Annotated in this window: 21 protein-coding genes; 9 read left to right on the top strand and 12 right to left on the bottom strand. The window is 41.3% G+C overall.

The genetic code is table 11. The annotated features are described in order from the left end of the window. Positions 1-159: 159 nt before the first annotated feature. Entirely contained in the window at positions 160-1317 is a 1158-nt protein-coding gene (locus tag PSI06_RS17650) for a chorismate mutase (protein WP_054982179.1), read from the bottom strand. A gap of 358 nt (positions 1318-1675) precedes the next feature. Here PSI06_RS17650 and PSI06_RS17645 point away from each other — a divergent pair, with 358 nt between their 5' ends. After that, positions 1676-4690: a bifunctional diguanylate cyclase/phosphodiesterase gene (locus tag PSI06_RS17645; protein ID WP_273604511.1), complete on the top strand. Its 3015-nt coding sequence runs from the start codon at positions 1676-1678 to the stop codon at positions 4688-4690. 12 nt (positions 4691-4702) lie between these two features. Here PSI06_RS17645 and PSI06_RS17640 read toward each other — a convergent pair whose 3' ends face one another. Beyond that, entirely contained in the window at positions 4703-5032 is a 330-nt protein-coding gene (locus PSI06_RS17640) for a translation initiation factor (RefSeq protein WP_024031864.1), read from the bottom strand. A 129-nt stretch (positions 5033-5161) separates the two neighbouring features. Here PSI06_RS17640 and PSI06_RS17635 point away from each other — a divergent pair, with 129 nt between their 5' ends. The 4 genes from PSI06_RS17635 to PSI06_RS17620 all read left to right on the top strand — a co-directional run bounded on the left by PSI06_RS17635 (position 5162) and on the right by PSI06_RS17620 (position 9103). Further along, complete coding sequence (locus tag PSI06_RS17635) at positions 5162-5467, top strand: STAS domain-containing protein (RefSeq protein WP_004587319.1); 306 nt, start codon at positions 5162-5164, stop codon at positions 5465-5467. Beyond that, complete coding sequence (locus tag PSI06_RS17630; protein WP_273604512.1) at positions 5467-7116, top strand: fused response regulator/phosphatase; 1650 nt, start codon at positions 5467-5469, stop codon at positions 7114-7116. Before PSI06_RS17635 ends, PSI06_RS17630 begins: the two co-directional genes overlap by 1 nt. 56 nt (positions 7117-7172) lie before the next feature. Further along, positions 7173-7832: a GAF domain-containing protein gene (locus tag PSI06_RS17625; RefSeq protein WP_273604513.1), complete on the top strand. Its 660-nt coding sequence runs from the start codon at positions 7173-7175 to the stop codon at positions 7830-7832. 80 nt (positions 7833-7912) lie between these two features. After that, positions 7913-9103 (top strand): amino acid aminotransferase, encoded by a 1191-nt coding sequence (locus PSI06_RS17620; RefSeq protein ID WP_004587316.1) that lies wholly within the window; start codon positions 7913-7915, stop codon positions 9101-9103. Positions 9104-9381: 278 nt separating this feature from the next. Here the strand turns inward: PSI06_RS17620 and PSI06_RS17615 are convergent, their stop codons facing one another. The 9 genes from PSI06_RS17615 to PSI06_RS17575 form a co-directional block, all read right to left on the bottom strand. After that, positions 9382-10227, bottom strand: coding sequence for a Tim44 domain-containing protein (locus PSI06_RS17615; protein ID WP_273604514.1), 846 nt, complete (start codon positions 10225-10227; stop codon positions 9382-9384). Between the two features lie 160 nt (positions 10228-10387). Then, positions 10388-11140: a DUF3379 family protein gene (locus tag PSI06_RS17610; RefSeq protein WP_273604515.1), complete on the bottom strand. Its 753-nt coding sequence runs from the start codon at positions 11138-11140 to the stop codon at positions 10388-10390. Further along, positions 11140-11697: a sigma-70 family RNA polymerase sigma factor gene (locus PSI06_RS17605; RefSeq protein WP_273604516.1), complete on the bottom strand. Its 558-nt coding sequence runs from the start codon at positions 11695-11697 to the stop codon at positions 11140-11142. The genes PSI06_RS17610 and PSI06_RS17605 overlap by 1 nt, the downstream gene beginning before the upstream one ends. Positions 11698-11760: 63 nt before the next feature. After that, entirely contained in the window at positions 11761-13425 is a 1665-nt protein-coding gene (locus tag PSI06_RS17600; RefSeq protein ID WP_273605048.1) for a BatD family protein, read from the bottom strand. Next, entirely contained in the window at positions 13419-15317 is a 1899-nt protein-coding gene (locus tag PSI06_RS17595) for a vWA domain-containing protein (RefSeq protein WP_273604518.1), read from the bottom strand. The genes PSI06_RS17600 and PSI06_RS17595 overlap by 7 nt, the downstream gene beginning before the upstream one ends. Then, a complete protein-coding gene (locus tag PSI06_RS17590) occupies positions 15317-16303 on the bottom strand; it encodes a vWA domain-containing protein (RefSeq protein ID WP_024031872.1) in 987 nt (328 codons plus the stop codon). Before PSI06_RS17590 ends, PSI06_RS17595 begins: the two co-directional genes overlap by 1 nt. Beyond that, positions 16296-16730 (bottom strand): DUF4381 domain-containing protein, encoded by a 435-nt coding sequence (locus PSI06_RS17585; protein ID WP_055253030.1) that lies wholly within the window; start codon positions 16728-16730, stop codon positions 16296-16298. The genes PSI06_RS17590 and PSI06_RS17585 overlap by 8 nt, the downstream gene beginning before the upstream one ends. Before the next feature lie 2 nt (positions 16731-16732). Continuing rightward, positions 16733-17677, bottom strand: a complete 945-nt coding sequence (locus PSI06_RS17580) for a DUF58 domain-containing protein (RefSeq protein ID WP_004587308.1) — start codon at positions 17675-17677, stop codon at positions 16733-16735. A 3-nt stretch (positions 17678-17680) separates the two neighbouring features. Then, positions 17681-18637, bottom strand: coding sequence for an AAA family ATPase (locus PSI06_RS17575; protein WP_004587307.1), 957 nt, complete (start codon positions 18635-18637; stop codon positions 17681-17683). Between the two features lie 329 nt (positions 18638-18966). On the opposite strand from PSI06_RS17575, the gene fadI reads away from it, so the two are divergent. The 3 genes from fadI to PSI06_RS17560 all read left to right on the top strand — a co-directional run bounded on the left by fadI (position 18967) and on the right by PSI06_RS17560 (position 23296). After that, positions 18967-20277 (top strand): acetyl-CoA C-acyltransferase FadI, encoded by a 1311-nt coding sequence (fadI, locus tag PSI06_RS17570; protein ID WP_024031879.1) that lies wholly within the window; start codon positions 18967-18969, stop codon positions 20275-20277. Next, the gene (fadJ, locus tag PSI06_RS17565; protein WP_273605047.1) at positions 20277-22499 is read left to right on the top strand and encodes a fatty acid oxidation complex subunit alpha FadJ; all 2223 of its coding nucleotides are present in this window, start codon (positions 20277-20279) and stop codon (positions 22497-22499) included. The genes fadI and fadJ overlap by 1 nt, the downstream gene beginning before the upstream one ends. Positions 22500-22786: 287 nt before the next feature. Next, positions 22787-23296, top strand: a complete 510-nt coding sequence (locus PSI06_RS17560) for a GNAT family N-acetyltransferase (protein WP_024031882.1) — start codon at positions 22787-22789, stop codon at positions 23294-23296. A gap of 35 nt (positions 23297-23331) precedes the next feature. Here the strand turns inward: PSI06_RS17560 and PSI06_RS17555 are convergent, their stop codons facing one another. Next, entirely contained in the window at positions 23332-23718 is a 387-nt protein-coding gene (locus tag PSI06_RS17555; RefSeq protein ID WP_004587303.1) for an MmcQ/YjbR family DNA-binding protein, read from the bottom strand. A gap of 194 nt (positions 23719-23912) precedes the next feature. Here PSI06_RS17555 and efpL point away from each other — a divergent pair, with 194 nt between their 5' ends. Next, complete coding sequence (gene efpL / locus PSI06_RS17550) at positions 23913-24485, top strand: elongation factor P-like protein EfpL (RefSeq protein WP_004587302.1); 573 nt, start codon at positions 23913-23915, stop codon at positions 24483-24485. The last annotated feature ends 129 nt before the right edge of the window (positions 24486-24614 follow it).

Below are 24614 nucleotides of genomic sequence, written 5' to 3'. Positions count from 1 at the left end.
CTAACTTATTACGCACTTCCGACGAGGCGGGAAGATAGATTTTACCCTCGAAGGGTCAAACCCAAACCAAGTAAATACCCCACCAAAAAGAAAAATACCAGTCAGCTTAACTGACTGGCATTAGCCTACTTAGGCCCTTTTTAGTATTTGCGTGTTAGGTTAGGTATTAACACTCACAGCTTGTAAAGACTCACTTTGATAACAGCCTAAAACGCGCACATATTGAGTATGCTCTTTTAGCTCCTCTAAGGCATGTTGCACTTGGCTATCGGCAAGGTTTGCCTCTAAGTCTACATAAAACACTTCTTCCCACGGGTTACCCGGTACAGGACGAGACTCTAGTTTAACTAAGTTTATTTGATGTTGCTTAAACACCATTAGCGCATCAGCCAATGAACCTGCTTGTTGTTTAGTAGCCATAATAAGGCTGGTTTTAGTCGGTATTTGTTTAGATACCTGCAGAGGTTTGCGCGCCACAACGATAAAGCGGCTGTGGTTTTCACTTTGATTCGCAAGGTTTGATTTAATCACTTCAAGGCCAACGTTTTTACCTGCCTGCGCTGAGCCAATAGCCGCACTATTTGGCGTATTTAAAGCTGACTGTAGAGCACTTGAGGTTGAATCACAGGTTTCATGTTGTAAATCACCGAGGCCTTGTAAAAAGCGACTACATTGAGCAAATGGCTGAGGATGGGCATAAATTTTAGTTAATTGGCTTAATTCAGTATCTGGGGTGGCAAGTAAGCAGTGCTCTACACTGTGTGTAACTTCACCTACAATTGATACTTGAGCATGTTGTAATAAATCAAATACTTCGTTAATACTGCCCGAGCTGGTGTTTTCTATAGGCAGCAAACCAAAATCTGCTTGGCCATTTTCTACTTTGCCCGTAATTTCATCAAACGAGGTACAGCCAATTTCGACTAACTTGCCAGGGCGGCGGCTAAAGTATTTATGACATGCTAGTTGACTGTACGAGCCTTGCCCGCCTAAGTAAGTAACGCGATGGGTTTCGCTTAATGCATCGGGGTTTAAGTTTTTTTGCAGCATGGCCTGTTGATGCAGCACAGAGTCTTCCAAAATGGTTTGAAAAACGTTATTTACATAATACGCATCTAGACCAAGCGACTTGCCATAACCAATCAGCTTTTCGAGTAAGGCTAGTTCGCGCGCTTCATCACGAATCGGTTTGTTATTCGCAATTTTATACTCAACAACACCGTGGCTAATACGGCGGCGCTTAGCTAATAACACCAATAGATCGGAGTCTATTTCGTTAATATCGTGTCTGAGCGCGTTTAAAACATCGTTGGTCATTTTGGTTTCCTCATTCCAAAAATAAGTTGCTTAGTGCAACTAAAACAAAAAAGCCTCCCAAGTGGGAGGCTTTGCTATTCGATTGATTTTATCTCACAAACAGTTCAGCCTCTTTTATATAAAGAAGCTAAAAAAAGAAAAAAAAGTGCAAGATAAGATAATTTTCATGCTGTTAATGTATGAGGTGTTACTAGCAAAGTCAACAAGCAAGCCAGTTTAAATAGACATAATGAATAATTATCAGCTCCTAGCTAACATTTAGATAAAATTTACAAATAGTTTATAAATATGAATAGGGATCTGGTATATTTCAGGTATTAGCTAAAAATAACAACAACTAAAATAGTAAGGTTGGCCTGTGGTGTATAGACGCCCTCCATCGCGTTTTGGACTAAATTCTTTAAGTGTAAAGCTGTCGTTGCTTATATCTGCAATTTGTTTAATTGCCGGTGTGTGCGCCGCCGCGCTGATGCTTAAATCTGAAGAAAAACAATTAGTTTTCGAAGAGCATGAAGTACTTAAAAGCTCCACCGAATTACTTATCAGGCAATTTGACGCACTAATCAAAACAAAATCAGCCGTTGCCAAACAGGCTAATAATGTTGTGTCAGAGCAGCTATTTAGTGATAGCTCAGCAATCAATTTATCTAACAAAACCCAGTTACAATTTAATAGCGACGGCACTATACGCAGTGCATCGAGCGACGGCCTTTCAGCCGCATTTCTTCCTCAGCAGCATTATTCTCCTTTTTATAAGCGTTTATTTAATAACTCAGAGTCGTTATGGAAAGTCATTTCACCAACCTTAATTCACGACTTTTTTAATTTTTATATGATCACCAAAGACGATTTCATCCGTGTCTCGCCTCCCAATTGGGCGTTAAACGCACCGGCTGAACTCAGAGGTTCTAATGGTGCAACATTTAAGTATGTACAAAGCGATTTAAACCCCAGCAGAGAACCCGTTTGGTCTAAGGTTTATTACGATAAAGTATGGCATAAATGGGTTATTAGTTTGCTTGTCCCCTTGTATGTTGATAATGAATTTTTAGGGGTGACCGGCAGCGATATAGATTTAAACACGCTGATTTCATTTTTACCTGTGGGCGATAAAGAAAAACATTTACTGGTATTTGATAAAAAAGGCCAGCTGCTCGCGCACCCGAGTCTTAACCCGGCGCTACAAGCAAGTTATGGCAGCAAAGATAAAACAATAACAACAAACGAATTTGTTAATCCGCAATTGCAAGCCATTATAAATGAAGCAATTACCATGAAATTACCAGAGTATGCTAATTCGTTTGTACAAAACGATGAAGCACACATTATTAATATTCGTAAAATTGATAAATTAGACTGGTATATTGGGGTTTATAAAAAACGCTCATCAACGCTCTCTGCTCTGCAAGATTTAAAACTGAAGTTTTTTGGCTTGTTTGTGCTTTATGCGGTCTTGGTTGCCTTATTGTTACACCAAGCGCTGTATCAGCTAGTGCTTCGCAGAATTCACACATTAGTACATGCAGTTACTGGCTTTGGTAAAGGGCAATTACTAACCGAATTCCCGCCAGAGAACAAAGACGAAATAGGCACGCTAAACGGCTCATTTAGAGATATGACCGTAGAAATTCGTAAACTTATAGATGGGTTAAACCAGCGAATTACAGAAAAAGAAATTGCCGAGAAGGCCGCTAATAGGCTCTCTAAAGCCGTTGCCTTCTCAGGAACCGGTGTGGTGATCACCGATGAAAACTTTGTTATAGAATACGTTAATCCCAAAATGCTGGAGATGACAGGCTACCCAGAGAGCCACTTTAACCGCGCGCCGCTGTTGAATATTATCGCATCTGAGATGGCCATTTTGGTTGAAGATATCAATATCGACCTTCGCAGTAGAAACTACTGGCGTGGTGATACCTTGATTCAGGGCAATGATAAACAGCCTATTTGGGTATCGTTAAGTGTTTCTCCTATTCGCGAAGATGGCGGTGAGATCACCAGTTATGTAGCCTCCGCACAAGATATTTCGTTTGTTAAAGAAAGTCAGCGTAAAATGGAGCAGCTTGCGTACTTTGACACGTTAACGGGCTTAGCAAACCGAACCTTTTTTAGAATGCAGCTGCGTAAATCAATGGCTTTGGCTGAGCGCGGCCATTATGCGTTTGCACTTTTTTACTTTGATTTAGATGAATTTAAACGCATTAACGATACGTTAGGCCACGATGCAGGCGATCAGTTACTAATTGAAGTTGCTAACCGCCTTAAAGCACGCTTACGCGCCGAAGATACAATTGCCCGCCTAGGGGGCGACGAATTTGCTGTATTACTCAGTGGTATTGAAAGCCAAGAGCATGCCAGTGATGTCGCAAATACTATTCAAAAAACACTTAATGTGCCTATAAAGCTGGGCAATAACGAAGTGATAGTCAGCGCTAGTATTGGTATTACAATGGCCCCTTACGATAGCCTAGAAGAAGATCAGCTTTTAAAACATGCTGATTTAGCAATGTATGAGGCAAAAGCAAAAGGGCGTAATACTTACCACTTTTATAGCCAAGAGCTTAACGCGGCTGCCAATGAAAGGCTGTTCATTGAGAACGAATTACGCCATGCGATTAAAGAAAAACAGTTTGAGGTTTATTATCAGCCGCAAATAAACTCATTAACTCAGCACGTTGTAGGCTATGAAGCGCTACTACGCTGGTTCCACCCAGTAGAAGGGCTTATATCGCCGACCAAGTTTATTCCTATTGCTGAGGCAACAGGGCTTATTGTTGAACTCGGTGAGTGGTTATTACAGCAATCGTGCGAGTTTGCCGTGCATTTAGCGCAAGATGGACGAGATAACAACGTATCTATTAATTTATCGGCACGTCAGTTTAAAGACGCTAATTTAGTGCCCATGCTCAGCAGTATTATTAAACAAACAGGGGTAAGTGCTAAGCGGTTACACTTGGAGCTTACCGAAAGTATGCTAATGGGCAATGTTGAAGCTGCCATTACGCAATTACACGAACTAAAAGCACTGGGTATTTCAATATCGATTGATGATTTTGGTACTGGCTATTCGTCGCTAAGTTACTTAAAACGATTCCCGGTCGACATATTAAAAATTGACCGCTCGTTTGTAAAAGATATCCCTGAAGATTCTAATGACATGGAAATTACCGCCGCTATTATAGCCATGGCGAAAAAGCTTAAATTAGACGTAGTTGCAGAAGGGGTTGAAACGATTGAACAAGTAGAGTTTTTGCAAAATAATAATTGCTATATTGTGCAAGGGTTTTATTACAGCAAACCGATTGCTGAGAGCGAACTGCCAGCATTATACAAAAAATTAAACGATACGCCTAACATTGCTAGTAGCAAATAAAAAGTTGCGGGTTTAGCCACCCGCAATTTTTACTTTAAATTTAAGGGTTTCTAAAATCCCTTTTAGTTTTTCGCGATCATCGCCTTGAACTTCAATAATGCCTTCTTTTACCGCGCCACCTTGGCCCATTTTACTTTTTATGGTTTTAGCTAGCTTTTTTAGATCGTGCGCTTTTGGATCTATACCCACAACCAACATCACACCTTTACCTTTTCGGCCCTTAGTTTGGCGCTCTATGCGGATAAAGCCATCTTTAAATAGTTTTGCAGTGGGTTCTTGCTCAACCTTTGGCTGGCTAATTCGGCCCATATCGGTTGAATATACTAAGCGGTTATCACTCATAATTTACCTAAATAAACGTTTTTATTGATGTATTAAATAATAACAAATTTGCTGGCGAGTGTTTTTATTTTTGCTAAATACTTTTAACAGGTTATATTTAGGTCAAAGGAAATATTATTGGAGTTTATAATGAGTTTAACAAAGAGTTTATCGGTTGATGAAAGTACTTTAACGATACAAATTAAAGGCAAATTTGACTTTAATTTAGTGCAATCATTTCGCCAAGCCTATGCCCAAATTGAGCCTAAAACAAATAAAGTGATTATCGATTTAAGAGAGACCGACTACATGGATAGCTCTGCTCTTGGTATGTTGCTTAACATGAAAAAAACCATTGAAAGCCAGGTACAAACAATAGAGATCAGCAATTGTCAGCCTCAGCTTAAAAAAATACTGCAAATATCACGTTTTGATAAGAAGTTTGATATTAACTAATGACCCACGTACTTATTGTTGACGATCAGGCGCTTAATCGCATCCTGCTCGAAAAAATGCTGCTCGAAGAAAACTATAAAATATCAATTGCGTTTAACGGCCTAGAAGCACTTGAGGTGTTAGAAAAAGAAGCGATTGATATTGTTCTACTCGATGTACTTATGCCGGTAATGGATGGCTTTGAAGCTGCAAAGCTGATAAAGCAGCGATACAGCGACGTTTATCTACCCATTATTTTTATTACTTCACTTGAAGATCAAAGCAGCTTTGAGCGTTGTTTAGAAGTAGGCGGGGATGACTTTATTCAAAAGCCGTTTGAAAAAGTAATTTTAAACGCAAAAATTAAAGCGCACAGCCGTACGCGCGAATTAAGTAAAAAAGCCTATCAACAAAACACCTTACTTGAGTATCATCGCAATCAAATAGAGCGCGAGCACGAAATAATTGAGCACATTTTTAATAACTCGCTCGAAAACCAAGATAAGTTTAAAGACCATTTAGACTTTAGCCTTTCTCCTGCTTCTATGTTTAACGGTGACATGTTTTTAGTCGCGCAAAGCCCAATAGGCAATTTATATTGCATGTTAGGTGATTTTACCGGGCATGGGTTAGCGGCCGCGATTGGAGCATTACCTGCATCACGGGTGTTTTACACTATGGTGCAAAAAGGCATGGCTGTTAACGATATCGCCTCTGAGATCAATATATTACTGCATAATTTACTGCCAGAGCACATGTTTTGCGCGGCGACTATTATAGAGCTCAGTGCCTCGGGCAAAAGTATTTCAGCCTGGCTTGGTGGCTTACCAGATGCGTACTTAATAAATACCGATGGTGAAGTAAAGCAAACGCTTGAGTCGCAACACATGGCGCTGGGGATTTTAGACCGCGATGAATTTGAATATGAGCTAATTAATTTAGAAGTTGATAAAAACACCCGTTTAGTGCTTTCAACCGATGGCATAATAGAAACTAACAACGACGCCGATATTTTTTATGGTGAGCAGCGCTTTTTAGCTGCGCTTAAAAGCAAGCCGATGATCAGCAGTCAGCGTGTTATAGATAATGTAAATACCTTTGCCAATGGCAGTGAGCAATTAGACGACTTAAGCTTAGTGCTGCTTAATTGTTTGCCGCTAACCCCAGAGCCTGAGGTCAAAGAGGCGTATTCTAATTTGGCATTTAACTTTTCACTTAGCTTAAACGCGCAGCAAATTAAATGCACAGACCCTGTGTATGATGTTGTTAATGTATTAAGCAGTGTTGAGGGGCTTAGGTCGCATCGCTCAAATATATTTTTATTGCTCTCTGAGGCGTATAACAATGCACTTGATCACGGCGTGTTAGGCCTTGATTCAGACATAAAAAAACAAGACGATGGCTTTTTTAAATACTATGAATTAAGAGAGCAAGCACTGAGTAAAATGAAAGAGGCGATGATTATTATTGATATGCGTTATTGCCCAGATACCTTGTGCTTGTACTTTATTATTTGTGACTCGGGCAGGGGGTTCTCAAGTGACTCTTCTACACGTACCGAACTCAACGCAGAGTTTGGCCGTGGCTTATCGTTACTCGAAGAAGTGGCAGAAAAAGTCACGTATAACGCAAGTGGTAACCAAGTCGAAATGTGTTACAAGTTGCTATAGCTCAGAAAAAATTTCCATGTTATTATCTAAAAAATTTTAGATGTATGGATGGCCAAATGATTTCTTCTTACCTTGATATTGCGCAATTAAATATAGACCCACAATTAATTGCCAAAGAGCTAAAGCAGCTAGAACAGTATATTGCTGCAAGCGCGCTGCCGTCTGTACGTTGGGAATATCAAATTCCTGAACTCGGTGAAGGCGGTGCGTGTAGTTTGTTTGGTTATTTACAAGATGAGCCATTTAAACTTACTGATCACGTGAGCGCGACTTCTCAAAACGAGCAAAAACTAGCAAACCTACAAAATATAGTTAATTACATAGAGCAGCAAACACAGGTCGATTGGTATGGTATTTATCAAGCGGTTGACACTGCTCAGGGTCCGCAATTATTAAAGCTGGCGTATCAAGGTGCGCCAAGCCGTCCACTGTTTCCTCTTACTGAAGCATTTGCAGCAGGCAGCAATAATATACAAGTTGCATTGTCTAAGCGCGGGCGTGTAATTAACAACGTAGAAAACTATTTAGCACAAGGTGGCGAGTACTATACGTGCGACCCTAAAGTGAAAGCTGAAACCTGTTTACCCTTATTTAATGAGCAACATGAATGCGTCGGTATTATAGATGCAGAGGCATTTAGTAACGACTTTTTTGATAGCCGTACACTGGCTATATTAGTTGCGTGCTGCATTAAAATTCCTCACTTTCTAGTGTAAATATCACTAGCCAAGAAGGTAAGCTTTTATGTTAAGCTTACTACAACAGCCAACCCCTAATTAATGATAAGAGATAGCTAATGTTCTCAGAATTAAAACCATTACCAACAGATCCTATTCTTGGCCTTATGGCAGCCTATAAACAAGATACAAACCCTAACAAGATTGATTTAGGTGTAGGTGTCTATAAAGATGAGCAAGGCAACACACCGGTATTAAAAGCGGTAAAAAAAGCTGAAGCATTTCGTTTAGAAAACGAAACAAGCAAATCTTACATTGGTCTAGCGGGTAACTTAGACTACTGTCAAAAAATGGAAAACCTATTACTAGGTGAGCACCAAGCACTTTTAGCAAACCGCGTACGTACTGCACAAGCACCAGGTGGTACAGGTGCACTTCGCGTTGCGGCTGAATTTGTTAAGCGTTGCAATAAAGACGCAACAGTGTGGGTAACTACGCCAACATGGGCAAACCACATTAGCTTGTTTGAAGCTGCGGGCTTAAACGTTAAAGAATACCCGTACTACGATTACGAAAACAAAGATCTATTGTTCGACGACATGATAAACACCCTTAAGCAAGTACCAAAAGGGGATATTGTGCTACTTCATGCTTGTTGTCATAACCCAAGTGGTATGGACTTAAACGAGACACAGTGGAACACAGTTGCTCAGCTTGCAAAAGAAGTTGGCTTTACACCACTTATTGATATTGCTTACCAAGGCTTTGGCTCGTCACTTGAAGAAGATGCACGTGGACTGCGCATTTTAGCTGATGCAGTAGAAGAGCTAATTATTTGTTCATCATGTTCTAAAAACTTTGGTTTATACCGTGAGCGTATTGGTGCGTGTTCAATTATTGCAAAAGACACTGCAACCGCTGATATTTCAAATTCAGTGCTATTAAGCGTTGTTCGCAGTATTTACTCAATGCCTCCAGCGCACGGTGCTGACATTGTAAACACTATTTTAAGCAGCACAGAGCTTACACAAATGTGGCACAGTGAGCTTGATGAAATGCGTAATCGTATTAATGGTTTACGTAGCTTAATTAAAGAAAGCTTAGCAGCAAAAGAGATAGAGCAAGACTTTTCGTTTATTGAACGTCAACACGGTATGTTTTCTTTCTTAGGCATTAATAAAGAGCAAATTGCGCGCCTACAAAAAGAATACGGTATTTACATTGTTGGTTCTAGCCGCGTAAATGTTGCGGGTATTAGTGATACTAATATTGAGTATTTCGCAAACGCCGTTGCTGACGTTTGTAAATAATACTATTACTTAACAGTAATAAAAAACCGCTCAGCCTAAACTTTAGGTTGGGCGGTTTTTTTAGCTGTTATTTATACCAATTAGCCAGCGTTTGCCACCAATACTAATCCGCAATAATACTTAATCATTTTGCGGGGCTAAACGTGTCGCTACCTGCGTTAAAAAGCTCTCATTTAGAACACCTAAATAGCGAATTTTTTGCCGAGCTATCAACACCTTTATCTACCCTCAAAGTAGATCACTTAATTAGGCGAATTGGTATAACTATATTTACAGCACTATTCGCTATCGATTAAGTCTTCTACGCCTACAATCAGCCATGGTGCATCTGAGGTGGTAGCACGCTCAAGGTGCCAAATCTCTAAAATAGGCTCTTCTTTTTTATCGTCTAAGTCGCGGTATTTGCCTTTAAATTGCACACTTACTTGCCACGAATTTGCTGTTGTTTCAGCGCGTACAAGCTCGGCATCAATAAACATCACCTCAGTCGCTACCCGTTCAATCGCTTCGCGCTCAGTTTTAAACTCTTGAGCTAACGATGGGCTTAAATACTCAGCCATCGTGGCGTAATCGGCATTATTCCACGAAGTTTGCATAGTGTGATAGTGGCTACGTGCGCCTTGTAAAAAGCCATTTACGTCAAAATTAGGGGGTAAATTGAAAGGCACTTGCTCAGTGTGTGCGCTTTGCTGGGTAAAACCACTGCTGGTAGGTTGCTCTGTGGCTGTTTGTTTAAAAGCAGAGTGCCCCGTAGCGTGTGTACCGGCTAATTGCGGGGAGTGGCGAGCGCGCATAAACCCCGTAATAAGTTTAAACAAAATAAAGGCAACGCCTGCTAATAAAATAATTTCTAATAGCTGCATGCCCTCAAAGTTATCTCCTAGCATAGCGGCAATTAAACCGCCGGCTAACAATCCGCCTAATACGCCGGCCATAATACCTTTTTTACTGCTTTTTGTCTTGGCTGCAGGTGCTGTGGTATCGGCTTTTTGCTTTTGTGTGGTTTGTTGTGTTGCTGGGGTTGTACCACGTTTACTACTACCAAACTTTTTGCGTGCGTGTGCATCAAAACTTGCTGTGCACAGTAGTGCAAGTAATGAAAATATAACGATGATGTTCTTCATGTAATTCCCTAAGTTAAACTGAGCGGTGAGTATAATTAACTTTTCAGTAAAAATTAATAATTACATTTAAAATCAATTGTTTTGGATGAAAAATGAGCGCTGAATAGGCACAAAAAAACCGCTCAGTGTTACTCAGCGGTTTTTAGTCGTTAAGCGCTAGTTACAGCCAGCGAATGGCATTGGTAACCCGCTCGTTGTACACATTAATTGGCGCGCCGGAATTAGCCACTAAAATAGTATCGGCTTTGTCGCCTCGGTTAATATGACCAGCAAAGCGCGCATCATGAAAATCATCTTCGCCAAACCCAAACGACTTATTCTCAGAAGGAACAATAAAGACCGTCATTGGGCCAAAGTCCGACTCAAAAATTAAGTGCAGACCTTTTTCACCTTTAAAGTCGCAAAACATCGCATAAGTAATTTTACCTGGCAGCTCTTCTATATGAGCGCCTAGCAGTGCAAGCTTATCGTTAACGCTTTGTAGGCTAATAGCATTGGTTTTTTCAAGGGCGGTAATTTCATGGTAAACATGCGTTAAAGCATGTTCGCCTGCTTCATGGGCAATGTGTTGCTCTGTGCTAAAAAAGAATGCGCCAATAGCTACAAAAAAAGACGCGGCTAGGGCTAAGTGAACACGGTCAAACTTAAAACGTGAGCGTGCATCTACGACGTTATCCCCAGTTGCTTGCTCTTCTTGCATTGCTTTTTCTTTTAACGAGGTGTTTAAAAGAATACGCTCAGCAAGATTGTCAGGCACAGGCACATCTAACGCATCTTGAATTTGTTTATCAAAGTCTTTCATATCGCTTATAACGTTTTGTCGCTCAGAGCTCTCTTTAGCAAACTCTAAAAGCTCCTTATCTAAATCGTTTGGCTGCGCAATAGTGCGTCGACGAAACTCAAGTTCATCCATTATTTTGATGCCCCTTTAAGTTGTTCATCATCACGGCTTAAAGCCTCTTTAAGTTGGTTTCTGGCACGGTACAAACGAGTCATAACCGTGTTTTTATTTAAATCGAGAATCTCTGCTATTTCTTCACCAGAGCACCCCATAACAACTTGCAGAAGTAAGGGTTCTCTGTATTCATCAGATAGCAGCGCAATTTGGCGTTGGATAACCGTTTGTTCCATTTCATCATCTAACGAATGGCTGGTTTCATCGACAAGTGTATCGTTTTCTACATCGCTGTAGTCAAACTGCTTGCGCTCAAAGCGACGTGCATTTTCTCTGCGCAAAATAGTCAGCAGCCACTGCTTGGCGGCTTTTTGATCCAATAATGAGTCAAGCGAGCGCCAAGCACGTAAAAACGTTTCTTGTACTAGGTCATCTGCAATATGTGGGTCACGGCATAACCAATAAGCAAAGCGATAAAGCTCCTTATTATATACATGGACCAAGGCTTCATAGCGCTTTTGTTTCTCTGCCATATCAACTAAGACCTGATTATTTGATTTTTTCTTTCCAAGCATAAGTACTTTTTTAATTAAAATTTATTATTTAATGCATGAAAAGACCTAAATTTATCAAACTAGTTAATAAAGGTCCTTTAATACAGCTTGTTGCGACTTTGTACGTTGAACTTGGTGCTGCTCAATTATGTTAATAATAGCATTAAGATCGACATCTGCACTGCTATTTGCATAAAGAGCTGATTGTAAACGGTTAACCTGCGTCGCCAGTTCATCATTATTGATGTTGTGTATTAACGTATCTATCGCAGCCACTTTTTTGCCCGTTAGCTTAATCGCTACCTCATTTAGTTCGCTATAAAATGCATTGAGATTATTTGATTTAGCTGCATTTTTAAGCGCGTTTAATGAAAGCGGTGGGGCTTTATTTACAGATACACTGTTATTTTTTGGCTCATTATTAGTAGAACGGCTTAACCAATAAAAAATTGCAGTGATTATCCAAAAAATATACCCAAGCACGGCAACAATAATTAACCAAAGCGGAATAACACTTTGCGGCGCGGCTATTGCTGTATTGGGCTGCTGTGTATTACTTACTTTATTAGCAGGCAAAGTTGGCTCACCTGTATTAAGGTTGTCGTTTGCAATAGCACCTGGGTTTATAGCATTGGCGCTAGGAGTTACCGTTATAGTGCGCTCAGGCAATGTAGCGTAACTAATGCGGTTTATTTTGGTGTTATACCAAGGCAGTGTTATTTCTGGGAGGGTGTAGGTGCCCGCTTTTTGTGGTAATAACGCAAATGGCGCTGTTTGCTGAGATACAACCCGTCCGTTTCTTACGGCATTGTTTGTTTCTACATCATCGGGGTAACTGCGAATCCCCGCAATGGTTTTCATATCAATTTCGGGCAGTTGCTCTTTAGTAACCCCTAACGCGGTTAAGGTAATAGTGCGTGTAATAGGCGTGCCAACTTCTACAGTATTTTCATCAGGCTGCCACTGCTCATCAATATTAACTAACTCACTTGGTAGCCATGCGCCTTTATAGTTTGCCGGAATAGGTTTTATCTCAAGTTGCTGATCATCTCCTAAAGCCGACACTTCTAATTGGCGGTAATTTTGCTGTACACGGCCTTGAAACGTAGGACCAACAATGGTGTATACACCACTTTTTTGCGGTTGTAGTAAGTATTCTCGGGTGATCACTAAATAACGTTTACCATCTACAAGCTCATAGCTTTCGGTTTGTTTACCTAATTGAGTAAGCTGTGCATCTTGCATACTGGGCGTACTTAGGCTGCCATCAAGCAGCTCTTTTGCTAGGTAGAGTTTAATCGTATATACGCCAGCTTCTTGAACAAACAACGAGTCATTTGAGAGCGATGTTTTTAAAAAAATATCGTTATTTTTATCAGCATCGGCAGCGCGTTTTGCCACTTTTAATTTTATTGGCTGCGAGCTTAAACCGGCCACGTTAAATGCCGGAATGCTGTATTCACCTTCATTACGGGTCATTAACTTAACAGACCAGGTTGTTTGCTTATTAATGCTGCCATTTATAATGTTGGTGCGCGTACTTAAACTTGTTGACCCAACTACAAAGTCTTTAAGTAACACCGAGGTGTCGGGTTGCTCGCTTTTTATTGTGTCGTCAACTGAAATGCTAAGCATAAAAAATTCGCCAGCAAGGACTGGGTTTTTATCTACACTTGCCTCTAATTTGGTGGCGGCCCATGATGGCATCGCACTTAATAGCAATAAACAGCAAAATAATCGCATTACCATGATTTTTCTACTCCTGTAGGGCGACGTTGATATTGTCTTTTTTGGGCTTCTAATTGCATTTTATTCCGTAATAAAATTGCCGGATCGTCCGGTACTTTTCTTAATAACTGGTTAAGCTGCTGGGCTTTTTCTTTCTCTTCGTTGGTGAGCTCACGCGTTTGTGCTTGCGCGGCTTGTTGTTGAGCGTTTTGCTTTTGCTCATCTGTTAACGTTTGCTGCTGCGCTGTTTGCGGCTGAGTATTTTCAGCTTGTTCTTCGTTTGTTTGCTCAGGCTGTTTTTGCTCTTGGTTAGTTTGTGGCTGAGTTTGTAGTTCTGGCTCATTTTGCTTATCTGATTGTGAACCCGACTCAGCACTTTGTTGGTCTTGCTCAGTGTCAGACTCATCACCTGGCTCACCTTGCTGCTCTTGTGATTGCTCGCCTTGATTTTGCTCTGATTGAGAATCGCTATTTTCACCTTGTTGGTTTTGATCTGATTGCTGATTGTTTTGTTGCTCACTTTGATCAGATTGTTGCTGGTTATCTTGCGAATCACCCTCTTGCTGCTGTTGCTGCTCGAGCAATTGCTCAACCAAAGCTTGGTTATCAGCGGCTTCGCTAAAGTTAGGTTGTAGCGTTTGTGCTTGTTTGTAAGCATCTATGGCTTGTTCTAGCTGTCCTGATTTAGCAAGCGCGTTGGCATAGTTATAAAAACCAGTGGCTGATTTATCTTTACTAAAGGCTTCTAGTGCGGCATCAAAATTACCTTGTTGGTACAACGCGGCCCCTTTTAAGCGGCTTGAGTCGGCATTGGCGGCCCGTTCAAAATCTTTATTTTTATAAGCATCAAGCGCTTGTTGATCAGTGTTTTTTAAAAAAGAGGGGAGCTCTAATGCACTTGCCTGTTGGGTTGGCAAAACGCTGAGTACTAAAAAGGCACCTACAAATGCTGCACTTCTAAATAAATAAAGGCCTAAGGGCAGTAAAATAAGTAACCCATATATACCTGCGTCTATGCGCCACAGGGCATGGCTTTGTTTTTCACCTTTTAATAACTCACTATTGGCACTTGGTGCAAAAGTGGCTATGTCACTGCTGCTTGGTTGGTAAAGGGCAAACTTTCCACCACTGCGGGTCGCTAGGCTTTTTAAGCGGGTTATGTTAATGGTGGGGATGACTATTTGACCGTAGCTGTCTTTTAAAAAACCGCCTTCAGGTAATTTAATAGGAGCGCCTTGCTCTGTGCCTACGCCATAAATATTTAGCCGATAAGAAGAATTACTGGTAAAGCTAGTAATATCGCTTTGCTCTTCTTGGTCTATGCCATCGGTGACTAATATTATATCGCCATCAATATAGCCTGCTTGCGTTAAAAGCTCTTTTGCCATATCAAGGCCAGCTAAAACATTAGAGCCTTTGTCGGGCATAATGTCGGGGCTTAAACTCGGAATTAAATTAGTAAGCGTAGTGGCATCGTTTGTAAGTGGCGAAATAGTAAATGCACTGCCGGCATAGGCAACTAAAGCGGTGTCGCCTTCTTTAAAAAGCTCAATCATATCGAGTCCTTTAAAGCGTGATTGCATTAAACGATTTGGTGCTATATCGGTACTGTACATTGAGTACGACATATCCATTACAATCACACGGGCACTTTTACTTTGAAATACAGGAACCTGTTTTTCTTCAAAGCTAGGGCCTGCACTAAAAATAATAGCTAAATAGCAAAATACAGCGACCAGCCAAAGTGGTTGGCTGGCTTTAGTGTTTGACTCGTTCATAATAAACGGGGCCAAATGAGGGGCTATTAAGTTATCTGCGCTTTGTTTTTTATGCTTAATAAAGGCTATAAAAAACAACGCAAGTGCAGGTATTAAAAGCCACAAAACAGCGGGACGAATAAATGTAAAGTCCATTAGTTAGGCTCCTTTAATGCACGTAAGGTGCTTAACATTACTTTTAAACTAATGAGTAAAATAGCAATAAGTAGTGGGTAGTAAAACAATGAGCTTTGCGGTCGAAATGTTTGCTCATCTGCGCTAATTGGCTCTAACTTATCCAGCTCTGCGTAAATTTGCTGAAGGCCAGCCACATCTTTGGCTCTAAAATATAACCCACCGGTTTGTTCGGCAATGTCTTTTAACAAGCTTTCATCTAAGCTGCCCCCACTCATACCACCCATATTAAATAGGCTAAATCCACGGGGGTTATCTGAGCCAACACCTATGGTATATACTTTTATGCCTTCTTCGCGGGCAAGGAGTAGGGCATCTTCAGGTTTTAAATTACCAGCGGTGTTTTGGCCATCGGTTAATAGCACCACAATACGGTTACTTTTATCTTTGTTGGCAAAACGCTTTACCGATAAACCTAGCGCATCGCCAATAGCAGTGGCACGTCCAACTAAGCCTATTTGAGACTCGCTGAGCATTTTACTTACGGTTTTAACATCGCGAGTCAGTGGCGTTTGTAAAAAGGCGGTGTCGCCAAATAATATCAGGCCTAACCTGTCGCCTTGGCGCTGCTCTATAAAGTCACTTAATACCGCCTTTACCATAGTGAGGCGATCAACATATTGGCCGTTGTAAGCCATGTCTTGTTCGGTCATTGAGCCAGATAAATCGACCGCAAGCATTATATCGCGCCCTTCGTTTGGTAATGAAATGGGGTCGTCTAACCATGTCGGGTTGGCTGCAGCAGTGACCAGTAATAGCCAAAGTAGCCATTCAAAAATAGTTAGTTTACGTGCGCTTTTTTCAAGGCTTTGGCTGGCTAAGTTATGTTTGGCAAAGCTTGGAATACGTAACCGGGTATGTGCGTTACTGGCAGCAGGTTTTAATAATAAAAGTAATAAGGGCAGAGGTAGTAATAAAAACAACCATGGCCAGCTAAATTCAAACATGTACTGGCTCCTTTAGTTTAAATTGCTTTATGCCTTGGCGTAATTTTTCGTTAAGCGCGTCATTGGTTTGCTGCGCATTATACAGGCTTAAAAGCTCATGCTCGGTAAAGCTTAAACCGGTTAAGGTATTAAGTGTGTTACACCAGTTAGCAGTTGATTGCGTTGCTAGGCGTTTATCGTAATACTCTATTACTAAGCGCTTTAAAATAATATGAAGTGTTTGCGCGCTTTGCTCGTTGTGGCTTAAATCGATTGCGTAGCGCTTAGGCTTTTTAAATTTATAATTTTTGTAAAACCAAAAAGCAGCTGCACAGATTGCTATAAACAACAGGGTAATAATAACCCACCAAGCAGGGGCGAGTGGCCACCAACTAACTTGGCTTGGCGCTATTATATCGTGCAGGCCATCGAGTGGATTGGTTTGCATGGTTATTTTCTCACTAATTGCAGCTCAAGCGGGCTCGCTGCATTGAATGATATTAAGTTAAGACCCGATTTAGTTAAGCGATTTAGGCGTGTGCTAAATGCTTGCTCGGCGTTTTTTGCAAAGCGTTCTCTAAAGCTTTTATCCATAAGCGGTAGCGCAAAATCTTGGCCGTTGGCATTAACAGTGACAGCGTTTTTAAACGCGGGGAGCGTATGTTCAAACGGATCACTTATATGACAGCCTATCAGCTCACAGTGGCGGCTTAATATTTCTAATTGTTTAAAGCTTGCATCATCTAAGGCATTAAAGTCAGAGACTAAATACACTAAGCTGCCAGGTTTAGCTAAGTGGTTAAGGCGTTTTAAATTATCGCTAAAGTTGTTGGTTGCTTGTTTATCTATATTGTTAAGTGCTTGCTGGTGGCTGTCGCATAGATTATGACACAGCTTTAATACCGCTTTTTCGCGGGCGCTGGGCTTTAGTTCTAAATGCGAGTGTTGATTAAACACGATACCACCAATTCTATCTCCGCGTTGACACGCCGACCACGCAACTAGCGCGCTAATGTGCGCAGCCTGTACCGACTTAAGCAGCAGCTTTGAGCCAAATAGCATAGAGTTTGAAAAATCAGTAAATACAAAAACAGGGCGCTCTTTTTCTTCTTGAAAAAGCTTTGTATGGGTTTCGCCGGTACGCGCTGTTACTCGCCAGTCAATAGAGCGAATGTCATCACCTTGCTGGTAATGACGCACTTCGGCAAACTCCATGCCTCGGCCTTTATGGGGCGCAAGGTATTGCCCAGTTAAACTGTTTTTAATTTTAACTTTAGGTGCAAGCTCTAATAACTGTGCTTTAGCTTTGTAATACAGCAGCTCTTTTAGCGCTAAATTTACACCGTGGCTGTGGCTTTCTTTTAGCCACGCCTTTGAGTCTAATTGTGTTTGCATAACTTAGGGTACGGCTACAAGTTCAACAATGCGGCTTATAACCTGATCTTTAGTAATGCCATCAGCCTGTGCTTCGTAGCTTAAAATGATACGATGGCGCAGTACATTATGTACAACGGCTTGAATGTCATCGGGTGCTACAAAATCGCGGCCATGTAACCAAGCGTGGGCACGGGCACATTTATCAAGTGCAATGGTAGCACGCGGGCTTGCACCAAACTCAATCCAACGGCCAAGTTGCTCATCAAACTTAGCTCCTTCACGAGTGGCAATAATAAGCTGTACTAAATATTGCTCAAGCGGCTCGGCTAAATACAACCCTAAAATAGCTTGGCGAGCGGCAAATAAATCGCTTTGGGTAATTTGTTGCATAACCGCTTGTTGTTCATTAAGTGCTTCACCACGGGTTAATCGCAGTATGTCTAGCTCGTGCTCTGCACCTGGGTAATCAATGCTTAAATGTAATAAAAAGCGGTCTAATTGTGCCTCTGGCAGCGGGTAAGTCCCTTCTTGTTCCAGCGGGTTTTGGGTAGCCATTACCATAAATAAATCGCTTAGCGGGTAGGTGTTTTTGCCTACCGTTACTTGGCGCTCTGCCATGGCTTCTAGTAGTGCTGATTGTACTTTTGCTGGGGCACGGTTTATTTCATCGGCTAAAATAAGGTTATGAAATAAAGGGCCTTTCTCAAACACAAATTCACTGGTTTGTTGGCGGTAAATATCGGTGCCAGTTACATCGGCAGGTAATAAATCGGGTGTAAACTGCACGCGCTGGAACGAGCCTTCAATGCCTTTAGCAAGGGCGTTAACTGCACGGGTTTTTGCAAGCCCTGGCGGGCCTTCTACTAATAGATGGCCATCAGCTAAAATGGCAATAAGGAGTGCTTGAGTAAGCTCTGGCTGGCCAATAATTTGTGTATCTAAGTACGTTTTTAATTGTTTGAATGCGTTAGCTGCCATAATAAATAGACTTCCTCGTCAGCTGGGTTTGTACCTAATTTATTTTAGGTGATTAATACTGACCTAGTTATAAGGTTTATAAGTGAGTAACTCAAGAGTTAGACTGTATTTTTAAAAATAGTTCGTTATTTTTTAACGGTTTTTAGCGTACCACAAAACTTTGTAAAAACGCGTAAAAAAGCCTATTGTGGTAGTCAATATTAAGCACTATGTATATATCTACCTTTAGTGCTTTTGTATAAATTTGTGTTTATCTATTGGCTTTAGCACACGGGTTGTTTAGAATCGAGGAAAACAAACAGGTCAGACCTGTCAGCGGGAGAGCATAAATGTCTGAGCAAAACATACTAAAAACACCAAAAGGCGACCGTATTGCCATCGTTAGCGGCTTACGTACTCCTTTTGCAAAACAAGCAACAGCGTTTCACCATGTACCAGCCCTTGATATGGGTAAGTTGGTGGTTAACGAAATGCTTGAACGATTAAATTTCGACAAGTCAGAAATCGATCAACTTGTATTTGGTCAAGTAGTACAAATGCCAGAAGCGCCAAATATTGCACGTGAAATTGTTTTAGGTACGGGTATGCCAGTAGGCGTAGACGCGTATTCAGTATCGCGTGCGTGTGCTACCAGCTTTCAGGCCATTGCTAATGTAGCTGAGTCTATTATGGCAGGCTCTGTAAATGTAGGTATTGCCGGTGGCGCCGATTCATCTTCAGTATTACCTATTGGCGTAAGTAAAAAATTGGCAGGTAGCTTAGTTGATTTAAACAAAGCACGTACCTTAGGCCAGCGCTTACAAATATTCTCAAAACTGCGTTTAAAAGATTTATTACCAGTACCGCCTGCGGTTGCTGAGTACTCAACAGGCCTTTCAATGGGGCAAACTGCTGAGCAAATGGCTAAAACACATAACATAAGCCGTGAAGATCAAGATGCACTAGCGCATCGCTCGCATTCACTTGCAACCCAAGCATGGGCCGATGGCAAGTTAAAAGATGAAGTAATGACGGCGCACTTACCGCCATATAAAAGCTTTATTGAAGAAGATAATAACATTCGTAAAAATTCTACAGTTGAAGGCTACGCTAAGCTTAAACCGGTATTTGACCGCCAACATGGCTCGGTTACCGCTGCAAATGCAACACCATTAACCGATGGTGCAGCTGCCGTACTGATGATGAGCGAAAGCAAAGCAAAAGCACTAGGCTACGAAATTTTAGGTTATGTACGTAGCTTTGCGTTTTCGGCAATTGGTGTAGAAAAAGACATGCTAATGGGCCCAGCGCATTCAACGCCTATCGCACTAGATAGAGCAGGAATTACACTTGCTGATTTAGATTTAATTGAAATGCACGAAGCCTTTGCATCGCAAACACTTGCCAATATGAAAATGTTTGCATCAGATAAGTTTGCGCAAGAGCAACTTGGTCGTAGCAAAGCAATTGGCGAAATTAACATGGATAAGTTTAACGTTAACGGCGGCTCACTGGCATATGGTCACCCATTTGCAGCAACCGGTGCTCGCTTAATTACGCAAAGCTTACACGAGCTTAAACGTCGTGGTGGCGGTTTAGCATTAACAACAGCGTGTGCTGCTGGTGGTTTAGGTGCAGCCTTTGTATTGGAGAGCGCGTAATGACAGATTCAGTATTTAATTTAACGGTAGAAGAAAACAAAATTGCCGTAGTAACCATTGATGTGCCGGGTGAAAAAATGAACACCCTGCGCGACTCATTCGCTGATGACTTAAAAGCTTTACTTGAAGCGGCTAAGCAAGAGTCAGTAAAGGGGATGGTATTTATAAGTGGTAAAAGCGATAACTTTATCGCGGGCGCTGATGTAAAAATGCTTGATAGCGTGCAAAAGCGTGAAGATGCGTTAGCAATTAGTGAACTTTGTCATCAAGCCTTTTTTGATATGACAAAACTACCTTATACAACAGTAAGTGCAATACATGGTGCTGCGCTTGGTGGCGGTTTAGAGTTTGCTTTAGCGTGTGATTACCGCGTAGGCACAGATAGCGATATGACTAAAATAGGCCTGCCTGAAGTACAACTTGGTTTATTACCAGGTGGTGGTGGTACGCAGCGTTTAACTAAAATTGTAGGCATTCAAAAAGCACTTGAATGGATGCTAACAGGCAAGCAGATTCGCCCTAAGCAAGCTAAAAAAGCAGGCGTATTAGATGATGTAGTACCACAAAGCGTATTACTAAAAGTCGCTAAAGAATTTGCCGCTAAGAAAAAGCCAGCAGATAAAGAACCAAAGCTTGATAAAGTAAGCAAATTATTAGAGTCAAACCCGTTTGGCCGTAACTTTATCTTTAAAAAAGCCAAAGAAAACGTCCTTAAAAAAACCGGCGGACATTACCCTGCGCCGCTTGCAATTATTAAGGCTGTGCGTGCAAGTGTAGAACTTGATAAATTAAAAGCATACAAAACAGAAGCTGAAAGCTTTGCAACACTTGTAATGAGTGATGAATCTAAAGCGCTTCGCGGTATTTTCTTTGCAACCACTGAAATGAAAAAAGAGTGGCGCAACGACGATGCGCCAGCAATCAGTAAAACAGCTGTTTTAGGTGGCGGCCTAATGGGTGCCGGTATTGCGCATGTAAGCGCAGTAAAAGCCAAAGTACCTGTACGTATTAAAGATGTAGCAGAGCAGGGCATTAGTAATGCCATGAACTACACCTACAAAATTTTAGATAAGCGCCTTAAACGCCGCATTATGTCTAAAGCTGATATGCAGTTAACAATGAACCGTATTACCGGTACTACCGACTACAGTGGCTTTAAACACATTGATTTAGTAGTAGAAGCTGTTTTTGAAGATTTAGCCTTAAAGCAAGGTATGGTTGCCGATATAGAGCAGCAATGCCAAAGCAATACTATTTTTGCAAGTAACACGTCATCACTGCCTATTTCACAAATTGCAGCACAGGCACAGCGCCCTGAAAACGTGATAGGCCTGCATTACTTCTCGCCAGTTGAAAAAATGCCACTCGTGGAGATTATTCCGCACGAAGGGACTTCACAAGAGACTATTGCGCGCGTAGTTAACTTTGCACGTAAGCAAGGTAAAACGCCCATTGTTGTAAAAGACATGGCAGGTTTTTACGTAAACCGTATTTTAGCGCCTTATGTAAATGAAGCAGCTAATTTAATGCTTGCCGGTGAGCCAATTGAAAAAATTGATGCAGCCCTTGTAGAGTTTGGTTTCCCAGTTGGGCCGCTTGCTTTACTTGATGAAGTAGGGATTGATATAGGCTCTAAAATTGCCCCAATTCTTGAAAAAGAATTAGGCGAGCGATTTAAAGCGCCAGATGCATTTTCTCGTATGATTGATTCAAAACGCCTTGGCCGCAAAACGGGTCGTGGCTTTTATGAGTACGATAAAAAGAGCAAAAAAGTTGACGAGTCAGTGTATGAGCTATTAGGTGTAACCCCTGCACCGCGTTTAAATAAAAGCGAAATTGCTAAGCGCTGTGTATCACAAATGCTTAACGAAGCCGTGCGTTGTTTAGACGATGGCATTATTGCAAGCCCTCGTGATGGCGACATTGGCGCTATATTTGGTATTGGCTTCCCACCGTTTTTAGGTGGACCGTTTAGCTATATGGATAAATTGGGCGCCAGCAAGGTTAGCTCTGAAATGTCTACATTAGCTAATAGCAATGCAAATTTTGCCCCATGCGACACGTTAGTAAGTATGGCTGAATCAGGCGCTAAGTTTTATCAAACGCAGCCTGTTGCAGATGAGCCAAGCCCAGCACCTGTTGCTGAACAAGCTATAGAAGCAGAGCCTGCTGATGAGCAACCTCAAGAAGAGAGCGTTGACTCACCAAAACAAGACTCGTAAAACAGCTTGATTAAAAAAACCGCATTATATGCGGTTTTTTTATATCTGCTATTTGTAAATATAGAATACTAGGACGCAATAATACCAACCCGCAATAATACTTAATCATTCTGCGGGGCTAAACGTGTCGTTACCTGTGTTAAAAACGTGCATTTATAAAACCTAAATTGCCAGTTTTTATTTAGTTATCGACAGGTTTTTACCCTCAAATAAGACTTATAATTAAGTGGCTTGCTATAAAGTATGTTAGCTTAATTTGCAGCTAAGCAGATAAGAGGTAAACCAATATGCAGTTGTTTACAGCACGATTGGCAATGCGCCCACTTCAAAGCAGTGATTGGCCATTATTTTTGCAGTTACATCAAAATCCTACCGTGATCCGTTATTGCTACGATATGCCCAGCGAAGCGTTTGTACGCAGCCGGTTTGAACAACGTTTAAAAAGTTGGGATAGCACTTCTACTCATCCACTTTGCCTTGTGGTATTTGATAAGCATTCAAATGAGCCCATGGGTGTAACGGGGTTTACATACGAACTTGAGCAAGCTGAGCTAGGCTATTTGTTTTTACCCGCGTATTTTAATCAAGGCTTTGCCAGTGAGTCATTGCGTGCCGTGATTGAGTGGGCATGGCAACAATGCGGTATTACACAGTTTAAAGCCGTGGTTACAAAGGGGAATATAGGGTCTGAAAAGGTATTACAAAAGTGTGGATTAACGTTAACTGGCATTAATACGCAAGCGCACACTATTAATAATACACGTTATGACGATTTGATATACACATTAAAATTGTAGCAAATAGGGCTAGCAAGCTAGCCCGTGATGGGTTTCTATAGATGTGCTTCAATTGCTTTACGGTCTTTTTCTGGCATATTCTCAACAACTAATTTGAACGAATTATCGATCATTCTTTCAATTTCGCCTTGTGGAATAGAGCCATCTAATATCACCGTATTCCAAAGCCGCTTGTTCATATGATAGCCAGGGATCACCGCAGGAAAAATATCACGCAATTTAAGTGCTTCATCGGGATCGCACTTTAAATTAAGCCACCAAATAGGATCTCCATCATCATTTACGTCTCCATCATTACCTAAGGCAAGGGTGGCAAACATTTTATGATTTACTTTATAAACATCAACCTCTTGAGCAAATGGTTTTGTCACTTGCACCAAGGGCTTCTTTACTAAATACTCATGTACTGTGTTTTGGTCCATGATCCAATCCTTGAAGTCATACTCGGTAGAGATACCATAGCAGTTTTTTTCGCTTTTGATTATAGGTATTTAGTTTTAAATTAAAAATTTGCAAGTCTATATCAAATGGAGCCCCAAATTAACGTATTTTTAGTTGAACAATACCCAGTTCGTGGTATGTTTCTGGCAATCAAAAAAATAATAGGAAAACCCCCATGCCAAAGGCGAGTGAAGTTAAAAAAGGAACCGCGATTGAGTTTAATAATCGCGTGTTGGTAGTTAAAGATATTGTACGTTCAGTTCCACAAGGCCGTGCAGGCGGTAGTTTGTACCGTATGCGTTTATACGATGTAGTAACAGGTGCAAAAGTAGACGAAACCTTCAAAGACAGCGACATGCTAACCCTAGCAGATTTAACTCGCCGCGAAGCAATGCTTTCTTACATTGATGGCGATGAATACGTGTTTATGGATAATGAAGACTACACGCCGTATAACTTAAACAAAGAGGCGATTGCAGAAGAAATTCAATTCGTTAACGAAGAAACGCAAGGCGTACACGTTATTGTAATTGATGGCTCGCCTGTAGGTTTAGATTTGCCATCAAGCGTAGAGCTGGTTGTTGAAGAAACAGACCCTTCAATCAAAGGCGCTTCTGCCAGTGCACGCTCTAAGCCTGCACGCCTGAGCACGGGTTTAACCATTTCGGTGCCTGAGCATATATCTACGGGCGACCGTATCCGTATTAATACGGTTGAGCACAAATTTATGGGTCGCGCTGAAAAGTAACCCTGTCCCGTCCTGAAATAGGTTGACGGTTTTAATGAAAGACTTGGTGCGAAAGCGCCAGGTCTTTTTTATGCACTTGATTTGGTGTTTTCATATCCAAACTTAAGTGCGGTCGCATTTCATTGTATA

Source organism: Pseudoalteromonas sp. GABNS16E (assembly GCF_028598715.1).
In the GTDB taxonomy this organism is placed as follows: Bacteria; Pseudomonadota; Gammaproteobacteria; order Enterobacterales; family Alteromonadaceae; genus Pseudoalteromonas; species Pseudoalteromonas atlantica.
Note: the sequence above shows the minus strand (reverse complement) of the source record. Positions and strands in the feature narration are given on the sequence as shown.